This window comes from Nocardioides sp. Z40_12 (assembly GCF_058215795.1).
In genome coordinates this window covers 59,369-73,919 of sequence record NZ_JBZAJA010000003.1, presented here as the reverse complement: position 1 = coordinate 73,919, position 14,551 = coordinate 59,369, and the positions used below count along the sequence as shown (strand labels likewise).

The window sequence follows — 14,551 nt, the reverse complement described above, 5'->3', positions numbered from 1 at the left end:
GAGGTCAGGAGAACAGCTTCTGGATCCGGGAGACGCCCTCGACGAGGTCGTCGTCTCCGAGGGCGTAGGAGAAGCGGAGGTAGCCCGGGGAGCCGAACGCCTCACCCGGCACCACGGCCACCTCGGCGTTCTCGAGGATGTACTCCGCCAGCTCGGCGGAGGTCTCGATCATCCGGCCCCCGTGCTCGCGGCCCAGCAGGCCCTTGACCGAGGGGTAGGCGTAGAAGGCGCCCTCCGGGGTGGGGCAGTAGACGCCGTCGATCGCGTTGAGCATCTCCACGATCCGCCGGCGGCGCCGGTCGAAGGCGACCTTCATCTCGTCCACGGCGCTCAGGTCGCCGGCGATGGCGGCCAGGGCCGCGCGCTGGGAGACGTTGGCGACGTTGGAGGTGGCGTGCGACTGGAGGTTGGCGGCGGCCTTGACGAGGTCCTCGGGGCCGAGGATCCAGCCGACCCGCCAGCCGGTCATGGCGTAGGTCTTGGCGACCCCGTTGACCACGACGCAGTTGTCGGCCAGGAAGGGGCACAGGACCGGCATCGAGCCGGTCTCGACGTCGTCGTAGACCAGGTGCTCGTAGATCTCGTCGGTCAGCACCCACAGGTCGTTGTCCTCGACCCAGCGGCCGATCGCCCGGATCTCGTCGCTGGTGTAGACCGCGCCGGTGGGGTTGGAGGGGGAGACGAAGAGGAGCACCTTGGTGCGGTCGGTGCGCGCCGCCTCCAGCTGCTCCACGGTGACCTTGTAGTCCTGGGTCTCGTCGGCCAGCACGGGCACCGGCACGCCGCCGGCCAGGGCGATCGCCTCCGGGTAGGTGGTCCAGTACGGCGCCGGGACGATCACCTCGTCGCCCGGGTCGAGCATCGCCGCGAAGGCCTCGTAGATGGCCTGCTTGCCGCCGTTGGTCACCAGCACCTGGGCCGGGGTGACCTCGTAGCCGCTGTCACGGCGGGTCTTCTCGACGATCGCCTGCTTGAGCTCCGGGAGCCCGCCGGCGGGGGTGTAGCGGTGGTTGCGCGGGTCGCGGCAGGCCTCCACCGCGGCCTCGACGACGTAGTCGGGGGTGGCGAAGTCCGGCTCGCCCGCACCGAAGCCGATCACGGGGCGCCCCTGCGCCTTCAGCGCCTTGGCCTTGGAGTCGACCTTGAGGGTCGCCGACTCGGCGATGGCACCGATGCGACGGGAGATGCGACGCTCGCGGGGGTTGCCGGGGGACGGGGTCGAGGTGGGAGACTCACTCATGTGGCCATGGTAGGCGTTTGGACGAGAGGTCCGGGGCCCCGTACACTCCTCGTCTGGTGGCTTCTCCACATGCTGCGGCCTGCCCTCCGGGGTGGCTCGTCGCGGAGAAGCGGAACCGGAGGGCACTAGCTCAACTGGCAGAGCATCGGTCTCCAAAACCGAAGGTTGGGGGTTCAAGTCCCTCGTGCCCTGCAAGGCGCACCACGTCTGCAGCAGAACTCGTCACACATTCCGATGGAGGCCCGAACGTGTCTGACACGAAGGCGGCTCCCGAGCCACGCGGTGGCAAGGGCCCCGACAAGGCCCCGGGAAGCACCCGCACCGACCCGGTGACCTTCATCCGGCAGGTGATCGCCGAGCTCCGCAAGGTCGTGTGGCCCACCCAGTCGCAGCTCGTCACCTACTTCATCGTGGTGATGGTCTTCGTGCTGGTGATGATGACGCTGATCGCAGGCCTCGACCTGGCGTTCGGCAAGCTGGTCTTCGAGATCTTCACCGGCGACAGCCAGTTGTGACCGGCGCCCCGGACGGGGCCCACGACAGTCCAGCGAGAAGCAACGGAATCCCAAGTGACGGAGCAGCACGTGTCTGAGCAGAACGACTCGACCGAGGCCGAGCAGGCCGACATCGAGGCGACCGAGCCCATCGAGACCGAGCCGGCCGAGGAGACCGAGGCCGAGCAGGTCGAGGCCGAGGACGCCGCGACCGCCGAGTCCGACGATTCCGACGCGGACGCCGACGCCGACGACCCGCTGGAGCGGTTCCGCCGCGAGCTGTGGGCCAAGCCCGGCGACTGGTTCGTGGTGCACACCTACTCCGGCATGGAGAAGCGGGTCAAGGCCAACCTGGAGAACCGCATCCAGGCCCTCGACATGGGTGAGTACATCCACGAGATCGTCGTGCCGACCGAGGAGGTCGCCGAGATCAAGAACGGCCAGCGCAAGATGGTCACCCGCACCGTGCTCCCCGGCTACGTCCTGGTCCGGATGGACCTCACCGACGAGTCCTGGTCGGCCGTGCGGCACACGCCGTCTGTGACCGGCTTCGTCGGCCACAGCCACAACCCCGTCCCGCTCTCGATGAGCGAGGTCGAGTCGATGCTGGCGCCGAGCGCCGTGGCGGTCGCCGAGGCCGAGGCCGAGGCCGCCAGCGGCAAGACCGGTGGCGCCACGTCGGCGTCCAAGAAGCCGGTCGAGGTGGCCGACTTCGACGTCGACGACTCCGTCATGGTGGTCGACGGCCCGTTCGCCACGCTGCACGCGACGATCACCGAGATCAACGCCGAGTCCCAGAGGGTCAAGGCCCTCGTCGAGATCTTCGGCCGGGAGACCCCGGTCGAGCTGAGCTTCAGCCAGATCCAGCGGGTCTGAAGCACAGCACAGCAACACCCGAGGTGGCAGAGCCGGGATCGTGCCCGGCTCGACAAGACCACGACGTACGAATCGAAGGAAGCACCTAGAGATGCCCCCCAAGAAGAAGATCGCTGCCCTGGTCAAGGTGCAGCTGCAGGCCGGCTCCGCGACCCCGGCGCCGCCGGTGGGTACCGCGCTCGGCCCCCACGGCGTGAACATCATGGACTTCTGCAAGGCCTACAACGCGCAGACCGAGTCCATGCGCGGCAACGTCATCCCCGTCGAGATCACCATCTACGAGGACCGCTCGTTCACGTTCATCACCAAGACCCCTCCGGCCGCCGAGCTGATCAAGAAGGCCGCCGGCCTGGCCAAGGGCTCGGGCGTCCCCGACAAGGAGAAGGTCGGCAAGCTCACCAAGGACCAGGTCCGCGAGATCGCGCAGACCAAGCTGCCGGACCTCAACGCCAACGACATCGAGGCCGCCATGAAGATCGTCGAGGGGACCGCCCGCTCCATGGGCGTCACCACCGACTGATCCCCCGTACGGCCCACCTGATCGACACCCCGTGGCAGAGCCGCGCTGGCTCAGCGACCACACTGGAGAGAAACGAGTACCAGACATGCAGCGCAGCAAGACCTACCGCGCGGCGGCAGAGAAGTTCGACAAGGACGAGCTCTACGCCCCGCTGACCGCGATCAAGATCGCCAAGGACAACAGCAAGAAGAAGTTCGACGAGACCCTCGACGTCGTGATGCGTCTCGGTGTCGACCCCCGCAAGGCCGACCAGATGGTGCGCGGCACCGTCAACCTGCCCCACGGCACCGGCAAGACCGCCCGCGTCCTGGTCTTCGCGAACGCCGAGAAGGCCGAGGCCGCCCGTGAGGCCGGCGCCGACTACGTCGGTGGCGACGAGCTGATCGAGAAGGTCAACGGCGGCTGGCTCGACTTCGACGCCGTGGTCGCGACGCCCGACATGATGGGCAAGGTCGGTCGTCTGGGCCGGGTGCTCGGCCCGCGCAGCCTGATGCCGAACCCGAAGACCGGCACCGTGACCCCGGACGTGGCCAAGGCCGTGTCCGAGATCAAGGGCGGCAAGATCGAGTTCCGCGTGGACCGTCACGCCAACCTGCACTTCATCATCGGCAAGGCGTCCTTCTCCGAGGTCCAGCTCGCGGAGAACTACGCCGCGGCGCTCGAGGAGGTGCTGCGGCTCAAGCCGGCCAGCTCCAAGGGCCGCTACATCCGCAAGGTGACGGTCTCCACCACCATGGGCCCCGGCATCCAGATCGACCCGGCTCGTACCAAGAACGTCGCCGTCGAGGACGAGGGCCAGGCCTGATCGCCTGATCCACCCGCCACGGCAGACAGGGCCGGTCACCCCCACGGGGTGACCGGCCCTGTCGCATCTCCCGCGGGCCGCGGCGGGGATCAGTCGAGGAAGACGCGCTCGTCGACCAGCTTCTCCGCGACGACCTCGCCGTCGGCGATGAAGCGCCCGTAGGCGAAGTGCTTCTTGAACTCGATCTCCGCGCCGGTGCGGCCCGAGCGGTTCTTCTCGACCGTGAGCACCGACCACTCCTTGAAGTGGTCGCCGTTGTTGGCGGCGTACATCAGGTGGTGGCGGGCCACGATGTCGGCCTTGTTGGCCAGGATCAGCACCACGTCGGCCTCGTAGGCCAGCGCGGTGGAGCCCTTCATGTTGCGCGCCCGCATCCGCGCACCCGGCTCGAGGCCGGCGCGGTCGGAGGCCGAGATGGCCAGCACCGGGCAGTCGAACTCGATGGCCACGTCCTTGAGCCGCTCGGTGACGTGGGTGATGGCCTGCTCCTCCTCCATCGCCACCGGAGGGTGCACCTTCTGCAGGTAGTCGACGATCACCAGCGGGGACTCCCCGCACTCGGCGACCACCTCCTTGACCGCCGCGGAGATCACGTCGAGGTTGGTGTGGGTGCTGGTGGAGCGGTGGATCGTCAGCCGCGGCGCGTAGTCGCTGACCGTGGCCAGCGCGTCGAGCCCGCCGGGGTAGCGCCCGAGCCGCTCGGGCAGCCCGCCCTCGACGCCGTCGCTGGCCTCGAAGGCGGCCCGCACCTGGTAGACCGAGATGGGGCCGGGGACGCCGGAGTCCGCAGCCTCGGCGGCGATCACCTTCTGCAGCAGCACCTCCGCCTCGAGCTCGTAGGAGAAGAAGAGGACCGGCCGGCCCTGCCGGGCGCACTGCCGGGCCACCTGCAGGGCGAAGGTCGTCTTGCCCTCGCCCTGGGAGCCGGCCAGCAGGTTCAGGGCTCCGGCCCGCAGCCCGCCGCCGAGGGCGTCGTCGAGGAGGGGGAACCCGGTGGACCAGATGCGCACGTCGGTCCCTGGGGAGAGGAGGCGGGCGTCGACACGCTCGAGCACCTCGTCGAGGGAGTTCATCGATTCCACCTGCGGATTCCATCACAGGGGGCGGGTACAGGAGACGGGAACGAGGATTTGGCAGGCCCCTCGCCGACCCCTACTCTTGTCGGAGTAACCAGAGACCGCCGGTGACCGGCTCTCCCTCGTGGGGTGTCGGTCGAAGGTTCCGTGAAGCGGACGGCCAGCGCAGGTTCCAGAGTCACCCGGAGCGATCCGGGTCCACGCCCTGGGCCTTGCGCCCGGGGCGTTCGTCTTTGTGGATCCGCCCGACTGTCTTCGACGTAGTCCGGAAGGAGACCCATGGCGCGGCCAGAGAAGACAGCAGCCGTCGCGGAGATCGTTGAGTCGTTCAACGAGTCCGCCGGTGCTGTGCTGACCGAGTACCGCGGTCTCACCGTGAAGCAGCTGCAGGACCTGCGGCGCTCCCTCGGCGAGAACGCCAACTACGCCGTGGTCAAGAACACGCTGGCCAAGCTGGCCGCCAACGAGGCGGGCATCGAAGGCTTCGACGACCTGTTGACCGGTCCCACCGCCATCGCCTTCATCAGCGGTGACGTCGTGGAGGCGGCCAAGGGTCTGCGTGACTTTGCCAAGGCGAACCCCGCCCTTGTGATCAAGGGTGGTGTCCTGGACGGCAACACGCTGGACGCGGCAGAGGTGGCCAAGCTGGCCGACCTCGAGTCGCGCGAGGTGCTCCTGGGCAAGATGGCGGGCGCGATGCTCGCCTCGCTGTCCCAGGCCGTCTACCTGCTCAACGCCCCGCTCGCACAGGCTGCCCGGCTCGCCGGCGCCCTGCAGGCGAAGGCGGAGCAGGACCCCTCGATCCTCGCAGGTGGTGCCGGTACGCCGGCCCCGGAGGTCGCTGCCGACGAGGCCGCAGCCCCCGCTGCCGAGGAGGCCCCCGCCGAGTCGTCCGACGACGAGGCGACCGAGGCCACCGACGCCTGAGGGCGTCACACCACCACCACCTGAAACCCCAGGACGGCCCGGGAACCCCGGTCGTCCACCGAATGGAAGGAAACGCCAACCATGGCGAAGCTCAGCACCGCTGACCTCCTCGACGCGTTCAAGGAGATGACCCTCATCGAGCTCTCCGAGTTCGTGAAGGAGTTCGAGGACACCTTCGGCGTGACCGCCGCCGCCCCCGTCGCCGTTGCCGCCGCCCCGGCTGCCGGTGGCGCCGCCGGCGCCGAGGCCGCCGCCGAGCAGGACGAGTTCGACGTCATCCTCGAGGCCGCTGGTGACAAGAAGATCAACGTCATCAAGGAGGTGCGCGCCCTGACCTCCCTCGGTCTGAAGGAGGCCAAGGACCTCGTCGAGGGTGCCCCCAAGGCGATCCTGGAGAAGGTCGACAAGGCTGCCGCCGAGAAGGCCAAGGAGTCCCTCGAGGGCGCCGGCGCCACCGTCACCCTCAAGTGACCCCCGCCCCCTCGGGGGCAAGCACCACCGCGGAGGCGGCCACCCCATCGGGGTGGCCGCCTCTGTGCGTCCCGGGCCCGCTCACGCGACGTACGGTCGTCGGCCTCGACTCCGGCGTCGTCGAGCCAGACGGTGCGGTGGGAGTCCGCGAGGCGCTTCGTCCTCGAGCTGCGCACCCCGCGCGGTTCGGTCGGTGGTCAGGTGTCGGCTCGAGGGCGGGTGCGAGCGCGCCTCGGACTACGGCGGCAAGATCACCACACCGTACGAGACGTTCATGTGGTGGTGAGCGCCGCCGGCCGAGCGGGCCGGTCCCGCGGCCGGGTGGCTTGACCTTCGGCTTCCGGCGAGCCATCATCTTCGCAACCGCACGGAGTTTCTGGACCCCCATCGGGGGTTTGTCCTGCGTGCGTCTCTGCGCTAGCATCATGAGTTGCGTCTGCCCTCATATGCTCTCACCCTGACCGGACGGGTGATGTAGTGGTGGGTGACGCCACTTCACCTTCAGCGATGATTCGAAGGACGCATCTTGGCCGCGCGCAGCTCTGCTGGAAACCCCCGCCGCATCTCTTTCGCAAAGATCAAGGAGCCTCTCGAGGTTCCCCCTCTGCTTGCTCTTCAGACCGACAGCTTCCACTGGCTGATCGGTGACGAGAAGTGGGAGGAGACCGTCGCCGCCCGCCGCGCCGCCGGCGACGACGTCTCGGAGAAGTCGGGCCTCCAGGAGATCTTCGAGGAGATCTCTCCCATCGAGGACTTCAACGACACCATGTCGCTGTCCTTCGAGAACCCGGTCTTCGTCGACCCCAAGTACACCGAGGAGGAGTGCAAGGAGAAGGACTTCACCTACTCCCGCCCCCTCTACGTCTCGGCCGAGTTCATGAACAACACCACGGGCGAGATCAAGGCCCAGACCGTGTTCATGGGCGAGTTCCCGATGATGACGAAGAAGGGCACCTTCATCATCAACGGCACCGAGCGTGTCGTGGTCTCCCAGCTCGTGCGGTCGCCCGGCGCCTACTTCGAGCGCACCGCCGACAAGACGTCCGACAAGGACATCTACACCGCCAAGGTCATCCCCTCGCGTGGTGCCTGGCTCGAGTTCGAGATCGACAAGCGCGACCTGGTCGGCGTCCGCCTCGACCGCAAGCGCAAGCAGAACGTCACGGTCCTCCTCAAGGCGCTCCAGGCGCTGGCCCAGGAGGAGGGCTACGAGGGCGAGCCCTACGACTACGAGTCGGTGATGGCCGAGCTGCGCCAGTACGAGTCGATCCAGCTCACCGAGGAGAAGGACAACACCCAGGGCCCCGACGACGCCCTCCTCGACATCTACCGCAAGCTGCGCCCGGGCGAGCCGCCCACCCGCGAGGCCGCGCTGACCCTGTTGAAGAACTACTACTTCAACCCCAAGCGCTACGACCTGGCCAAGGTCGGTCGCTACAAGATCAACAAGAAGCTCGGCCTGCACGAGCCGTTCGACCAGCAGACGCTGACCATCAACGACGTCGTCAACGCGATCCGCTACATCGTGCAGCTGCACGCCAGCGGCGCGCCGAGCGAGCCGGTCGACCTGGTCGACCCGTCGGGCGCGGTCGTCATCGGCTCCGACGACAAGCCGGTCAAGGTCTACGCCGACGACATCGACCACTTCGGCAACCGCCGGATGCGCACGGTCGGCGAGCTCATCCAGAACCAGCTGCGCACCGGCCTGGCCCGGATGGAGCGCGTGGTCCGGGAGCGGATGACCACCCAGGACGTCGAGGCCATCACGCCGCAGTCGCTGATCAACATCCGTCCGGTCGTCGCGGCGCTGAAGGAGTTCTTCGGGACCTCCCAGCTCTCGCAGTTCATGGACCAGACCAACCCGATCGCGGGCCTGACGCACAAGCGCCGGCTCTCCGCGCTGGGCCCCGGCGGTCTCTCCCGTGACCGCGCGGGCATGGAGGTCCGTGACGTCCACACCTCGCACTACGGCCGGATGTGCCCCATCGAGACCCCGGAAGGCCCCAACATCGGCCTGATCGGCTCGCTGGCCTCCTACGGGCGGATCAACCCGTTCGGCTTCGTCGAGACGCCCTACCGCAAGGTCGAGAACGGTGTGGTGACCGACCAGATCGACTACCTCACCGCCGACGACGAGGACCGCTACGTCATCGCCCAGGCCAACGCGCGCCTCGACGAGGACAACCGGTTCCTCGAGGAGCGGGTGCTGGTCCGGCAGAAGGACGGCGAGGTCTCCGAGATCCTGGCCGCCGACGTCGACTACATGGACGTCTCCCCGCGCCAGATGGTCTCGGTCGCCACCGCGCTGATCCCGTTCCTGGAGCACGACGACGCCAACCGCGCGCTGATGGGCGCCAACATGCAGCGCCAGGCCGTGCCGCTGATCCGCAGCGACAGCCCGCTGGTCGGCACCGGCATGGAGTACCGCGCCGCGGTCGACGCCGGCGACGTGGTCGTGGCCGAGAAGGCCGGTGTGGTCAAGGCGGTCTCCGCCGACGCCATCGAGACGATGAACGACGACGGCACCTACCAGACCTACCGGATGGCCAAGTTCAAGCGGTCCAACCAGGGCACCTGCATCAACCAGCGTCCGCTGGTCGTCGAGGGTGACCGGGTCGAGGTCGGCTCGCCGATCGCCGACGGTCCGTGCACCGACAACGCCGAGATGGCACTGGGCACCAACCTGCTCGTCGCCTTCATGCCGTGGCAGGGGCACAACTACGAGGACGCCATCATCCTCAGCCAGCGCCTGGTGCAGGAGGACGTCCTCACCTCGATTCACATCGAGGAGCACGAGGTCGACGCCCGCGACACCAAGCTCGGCCCCGAGGAGATCACCCGGGACATCCCGAACATCTCCGAGGAGGGCCTGGCCGACCTCGACGAGCGCGGCATCATCCGCATCGGCGCCGAGGTCACCACCGGCGACATCCTGGTCGGCAAGGTCACCCCCAAGGGCGAGACCGAGCTGACCCCGGAGGAGCGCCTGCTGCGCGCGATCTTCGGCGAGAAGGCGCGCGAGGTCCGCGACACCTCGATGAAGGTGCCGCACGGCGAGTCCGGCACCGTCATCGGCGTCCGGGTCTTCGACCGCGAGGACGGCGACGAGCTGCCGCCCGGCGTCAACCAGCTGGTCCGCGTCTACGTGGCCCAGAAGCGGAAGATCTCGGTCGGCGACAAGCTGGCCGGCCGCCACGGCAACAAGGGCGTCATCGCCAAGATCCTGCCCGTCGAGGACATGCCGTTCATGGAGGACGGCACCGCCGTCGACGTGGTGCTCAACCCGCTGGGTGTGCCGCGACGGATGAACATCGGCCAGATCCTCGAGCTCCACCTGGGCTGGCTGGCCAAGCAGGGCTGGGACCTCGACCTGCACGCCGACCGTGGCTCCGAGGAGTGGCAGGACCGGCTCATGTCGATCCACGCCGAGAAGAGCGAGGCCGGCACCAAGGTGGCGACCCCGGTCTTCGACGGTGCCCGTGAGGACGAGATCACCGGCCTGCTGGGCGCCACGCTGCCCAACCGTGACGGCGTGCGGCTGATCGACGAGACCGGCAAGGCCAACCTGTTCGACGGCCGCTCCGGCGAGCCGTTCCCGGACCCGGTCTCGGTCGGCTACATGTACATCCTCAAGCTCCACCACCTGGTCGACGACAAGATCCACGCGCGCTCGACCGGTCCGTACTCCATGATCACCCAGCAGCCGCTCGGCGGTAAGGCCCAGTTCGGTGGCCAGCGCTTCGGTGAGATGGAGGTCTGGGCGATGGAGGCGTACGGCGCGGCCTACGCCCTGCAGGAGCTGCTGACGATCAAGTCCGACGACGTGCCTGGTCGCGTCAAGGTCTACGAAGCCATCGTGAAGGGTGAGAACATCCCCGACTCCGGTATCCCCGAGTCGTTCAAGGTGCTCATCAAGGAGATGCAGTCGCTCTGCCTCAACGTGGAGGTGCTGTCGCAGGACGGCTCCACCATCGAGATGAAGGACGCCGAGGAAGACGTCTTCCGCGCGGCCGAGGAGCTCGGCATCGACCTGTCCCGTCGCGAGCCCAGCTCCGTCGAAGAAGTCTGAGTCGTGAGGCGGCGCGTCCGACGGACGCGCCGCCCGCCTCAGTCACCGTCTTGATTCAAAGAGAACTAACGAAGGAATTGAAGCCAACGTGCTCGACGTGAACTTCTTCGACCAGCTTCGGATCGGCCTGGCCACCGCGGATGACATCCGCACGTGGAGCCACGGTGAGGTCAAGAAGCCGGAGACCATCAACTACCGCACGCTCAAGCCCGAGCGTGACGGCCTCTTCTGCGAGAAGATCTTCGGTCCCACCCGGGACTGGGAGTGCTACTGCGGCAAGTACAAGCGCGTGCGCTTCAAGGGCATCATCTGCGAGCGCTGCGGCGTCGAGGTGACCCGCTCCAAGGTGCGCCGTGAGCGGATGGGCCACATCGAGCTCGCCGCCCCGGTCACCCACATCTGGTACTTCAAGGGCGTGCCCTCGCGCCTGGGCTACCTGCTCGACCTGGCGCCGAAGGACCTCGAGAAGGTCATCTACTTCGCCGCCTACATGATCACCTCGGTCGACGAGGACGCGCGTCACCGCGACATGGAGACCCTGGAGAACAAGGTCGGCCTGGAGCGGGAGCGCCTGGAGAAGCGCCGCGACTCGATGGTCGACGAGCGGGCCAAGAAGCTCGAGGAGGACCTCGAGGCCCTCGAGGCCGAGGGTGCCAAGGCCGACCAGCGCCGCAAGGTCAAGGACGGCGCCGAGCGCGAGATGGCCGCGATCCGCAAGCGTGCGGACAGCGAGCTGGCCCGGCTCGAGGAGATCTGGTCGACCTTCAAGTCGCTCAAGGTCCAGGACCTGCTCGGCGACGAGATCCTCTACCGCGAGATGAAGAACTGGTTCGGCAAGTACTTCGAGGGCTACATGGGCGCGACCGCGATCCAGAAGCGCCTCCAGGACTTCGACATCGAGGCCGAGGTGGAGTCGCTGCGCGACACCATCGCCAACGGCAAGGGCCAGCGCAAGGTCCGGGCGCTGAAGCGCCTCAAGGTCGTCGACGCCTTCCGCAAGACCGGCAACCAGCCGATCGGCATGGTGCTCGACGCCGTCCCGGTCATCCCGCCGGACCTGCGCCCCATGGTCCAGCTCGACGGTGGCCGCTTCGCCACCTCCGACCTCAACGACCTCTACCGCCGCGTGATCAACCGGAACAACCGCCTCAAGCGGCTGCTGGACCTCGGCGCGCCGGAGATCATCGTCAACAACGAGAAGCGGATGCTCCAGGAGGCCGTCGACTCGCTGTTCGACAACGGCCGTCGTGGTCGCCCCGTCACCGGCCCGGGCAACCGGCCGCTGAAGTCCCTCTCCGACATGCTCAAGGGCAAGCAGGGTCGCTTCCGTCAGAACCTGCTCGGCAAGCGCGTGGACTACTCGGGCCGTTCGGTCATCGTGTCGGGTCCGCAGCTCAAGCTGCACCAGTGCGGTCTGCCCAAGCAGATGGCGCTCGAGCTCTTCAAGCCCTTCGTGATGAAGCGGCTCGTCGACCTCAGCCACGCCCAGAACATCAAGTCCGCCAAGCGGATGGTCGAGCGCGCCCGCCCCGTGGTGTGGGACGTGCTGGAAGAGGTCATCACCGAGCACCCGGTGCTGCTCAACCGTGCACCCACCCTGCACCGACTCGGCATCCAGGCCTTCGAGCCCCAGCTGATCGAGGGCAAGGCCATCCAGATCCACCCGCTCGTCTGCAGCGCGTTCAACGCTGACTTCGACGGTGACCAGATGGCGGTGCACCTGCCGCTGTCGGCCGAGGCCCAGGCCGAGGCGCGGATCCTGATGCTCTCGACCAACAACATCCTCAAGCCGTCCGACGGCCGGCCGGTCACCATGCCGACCCAGGACATGATCATCGGTCTGTTCTTCCTCACCACCGACCGTGAGGACCAGCCGGGCTCGGGGCGCGCCTTCTCCTCGCAGGCCGAGGCCATCATGGCCTTCGACCGCGGCGAGATCTCGCTGCAGAGCAAGGTCCGGATCCGGCTCGACGGCATCGTCGCGCCGATGGACCTCGAGGGCGCCGCCGACCTGGAGGACGGCCAGCCGGTCCTCCTCGAGACCACGCTCGGCCGGACGATCTTCAACGACTGCCTGCCCGGCGACTACCCCTTCGTCAACTACGAGGTGGGCAAGAAGGCGCTCGGCCAGATCGTCAACGACCTGGCGGAGCGCTACACCAAGGTCGAGGTCGCGGCGTCCCTGGACGCCCTGAAGGACGCCGGCTTCCACTGGGCCACCCGCTCGGGGGTCACGGTTTCCATCGACGACGTCACCACGCCGCCGGAGAAGGCCCAGATCCTGTCGGGCTACGAGACCCAGGCCGCCAAGGTGCAGACCCAGTTCGAGCGCGGTCTGGTCACCGACGACGAGCGTCGCCAGGAGCTCATCGAGATCTGGACCCAGGCCGCGGCCGAGGTCGGTCGCGCCATGGAGAAGACCTTCGACCGGGCCAACCCGATCTACATGATGGTCGACTCCGGCGCGTCGGGGAACATGAACCAGATCCGTCAGGTGGCGGCCATGCGAGGACTGGTGGCCAACCCGAAGGGCGAGATCATCCCGCGGCCGATCAAGTCGAACTTCCGCGAGGGCCTGACCGTCCTGGAGTACTTCATCGCCACCCACGGTGCGCGCAAGGGTCTCGCCGACACCGCGCTGCGTACCGCCGACTCGGGCTACCTGACCCGTCGTCTGGTCGACGTCTCGCAGGACGTCATCATCCGCGAGGAGGACTGCGGCACCGAGCGCGGTCTGCCCAAGCAGATCGGTGAGCGTCGCGAGGACGGCACGATCGTCAAGCACCCGCACTCCGAGACGGCGGCCTACGCCCGCTCGGCGGCGGTCGACATCGCCCACCCGGAGACCGGGGAGGTGCTCGCCGTCGCCGGTGAGGACCTCGGTGACGTCAAGATCGGCGAGCTCGTGGCGGCCGGCATCGAGGAGGTCAAGGTCCGCTCCGTGCTGACCTGCGACGCCAAGACCGGTACCTGCGCCAAGTGCTACGGCCGCTCGCTGGCCACCGGCAAGCTGGTCGACATCGGCGAGGCCGTCGGCATCATCGCGGCCCAGTCGATCGGTGAGCCCGGCACGCAGCTGACCATGCGTACCTTCCACACCGGTGGTTCGGCCTCGGCCAGCGACATCACCCAGGGTCTGCCCCGCGTGGTCGAGCTCTTCGAGGCGCGTCAGCCCAAGGGTCTGTCGCCGATCTCCGAGGTCGCCGGCCGGGTCGAGATCGAGGAGACCGACAAGGCCCGCAAGGTCATCATCACCCCCGACGACGGCTCCGAGGTCGTCGAGTACCCGGTCTCGAAGCGGTCGCGGCTCAACGTCGCGGACGGCGAGAGCATCCAGGTCGGCCAGCAGCTGACGGTCGGTACCCCCGACCCGAAGGAGGTGCTGCGGATCCTCGGCATCCGCCGGGCGCAGCAGCACCTCGTCGACGAGGTGCAGGAGGTCTACCGCAGCCAGGGTGTGTCGATCCACGACAAGCACATCGAGATCATCGTGCGGCAGATGCTGCGCCGCGTGACGGTCATCGAGTCGGGCGACACCAACCTGCTGCCCTCCGACCTGGTCGACCGGGCCCGCTTCGAGGAGGAGAACCGTCGGGTCGTCTCCGAGGGCGGCACGCCGGCCTCGGGTCGCGCCGAGCTGATGGGGATCACCAAGGCCTCGCTGGCGACGGAGTCGTGGCTCTCCGCGGCCTCCTTCCAGGAGACCACCCGGGTGCTCACCGACGCCGCGATCCACGGTCGCTCCGACTCGCTGCTGGGTCTGAAGGAGAACGTGATCATCGGCAAGCTGATCCCGGCGGGTACCGGCCTCGAGCGGTACCGCAACGTCCGGGTGGAGCCCACCGAGGAGGCCCGCGCCGCGGCGTACTCCGTCACCGGCTACGACTCCTACGACTACGACTTCGGCCAGGGCTCCGGCCAGGCCGTCGCGCTGGACGACTTCGACTTCGGCTCCTACCAGAGCTGATCGAGCAGTCGCCGAGGCGACGTAGTCACCCACGAGGGTCGGATCCCGCACAGGCGGGGTCCGGCCCTCGTGCCATGCCCCCTGCCATGCCCCTGCCATGCCCGCG

At 68.1% G+C, this 14,551-nt stretch carries 10 protein-coding genes and 1 tRNA gene; 9 read left to right on the top strand and 2 right to left on the bottom strand.

The window, feature by feature from the left end:
- Positions 1-4: 4 nt before the first annotated feature.
- Complete coding sequence (locus AC4BG9_RS06625; protein ID WP_490570296.1) at positions 5-1,240, bottom strand: pyridoxal phosphate-dependent aminotransferase; 1,236 nt, start codon at positions 1,238-1,240, stop codon at positions 5-7.
- A 119-nt stretch (positions 1,241-1,359) separates the two neighbouring features.
- On the opposite strand from AC4BG9_RS06625, the gene AC4BG9_RS06620 reads away from it, so the two are divergent.
- The 5 genes from AC4BG9_RS06620 (at position 1,360) to rplA (ending at position 3,935) form a co-directional block, all read left to right on the top strand.
- Positions 1,360-1,432, top strand: a tRNA-Trp gene (locus AC4BG9_RS06620).
- Between the two features lie 56 nt (positions 1,433-1,488).
- A complete protein-coding gene (secE, locus tag AC4BG9_RS06615) occupies positions 1,489-1,755 on the top strand; it encodes a preprotein translocase subunit SecE (RefSeq protein WP_490570295.1) in 267 nt (88 codons plus the stop codon).
- A gap of 69 nt (positions 1,756-1,824) precedes the next feature.
- Complete coding sequence (nusG, locus tag AC4BG9_RS06610; RefSeq protein WP_490570294.1) at positions 1,825-2,610, top strand: transcription termination/antitermination protein NusG; 786 nt, start codon at positions 1,825-1,827, stop codon at positions 2,608-2,610.
- Between the two features lie 91 nt (positions 2,611-2,701).
- Positions 2,702-3,130, top strand: a complete 429-nt coding sequence (gene rplK, locus AC4BG9_RS06605; protein ID WP_489964422.1) for a 50S ribosomal protein L11 — start codon at positions 2,702-2,704, stop codon at positions 3,128-3,130.
- An 85-nt stretch (positions 3,131-3,215) separates the two neighbouring features.
- Positions 3,216-3,935 (top strand): 50S ribosomal protein L1, encoded by a 720-nt coding sequence (rplA, locus tag AC4BG9_RS06600; protein WP_490570293.1) that lies wholly within the window; start codon positions 3,216-3,218, stop codon positions 3,933-3,935.
- Between the two features lie 89 nt (positions 3,936-4,024).
- On the opposite strand, the gene AC4BG9_RS06595 is transcribed toward rplA, so the two are convergent.
- Complete coding sequence (locus AC4BG9_RS06595) at positions 4,025-5,008, bottom strand: DnaB-like helicase C-terminal domain-containing protein (protein WP_490570292.1); 984 nt, start codon at positions 5,006-5,008, stop codon at positions 4,025-4,027.
- Positions 5,009-5,290: 282 nt separating this feature from the next.
- Here AC4BG9_RS06595 and rplJ point away from each other — a divergent pair, with 282 nt between their 5' ends.
- The 4 genes from rplJ (at position 5,291) to AC4BG9_RS06575 (ending at position 14,445) form a co-directional block, all read left to right on the top strand.
- Positions 5,291-5,938 carry a 50S ribosomal protein L10 gene (gene rplJ / locus AC4BG9_RS06590; protein WP_490570291.1) on the top strand — a complete coding sequence of 216 codons (648 nt, stop codon included), beginning with the start codon at positions 5,291-5,293 and terminating at the stop codon, positions 5,936-5,938.
- Between the two features lie 81 nt (positions 5,939-6,019).
- Positions 6,020-6,409: a 50S ribosomal protein L7/L12 gene (rplL, locus tag AC4BG9_RS06585; protein ID WP_490570290.1), complete on the top strand. Its 390-nt coding sequence runs from the start codon at positions 6,020-6,022 to the stop codon at positions 6,407-6,409.
- A 523-nt stretch (positions 6,410-6,932) separates the two neighbouring features.
- A complete protein-coding gene (gene rpoB, locus AC4BG9_RS06580) occupies positions 6,933-10,478 on the top strand; it encodes a DNA-directed RNA polymerase subunit beta (RefSeq protein WP_490570649.1) in 3,546 nt (1,181 codons plus the stop codon).
- A gap of 88 nt (positions 10,479-10,566) precedes the next feature.
- Entirely contained in the window at positions 10,567-14,445 is a 3,879-nt protein-coding gene (locus AC4BG9_RS06575) for a DNA-directed RNA polymerase subunit beta' (RefSeq protein WP_490570289.1), read from the top strand.
- The last annotated feature ends 106 nt before the right edge of the window (positions 14,446-14,551 follow it).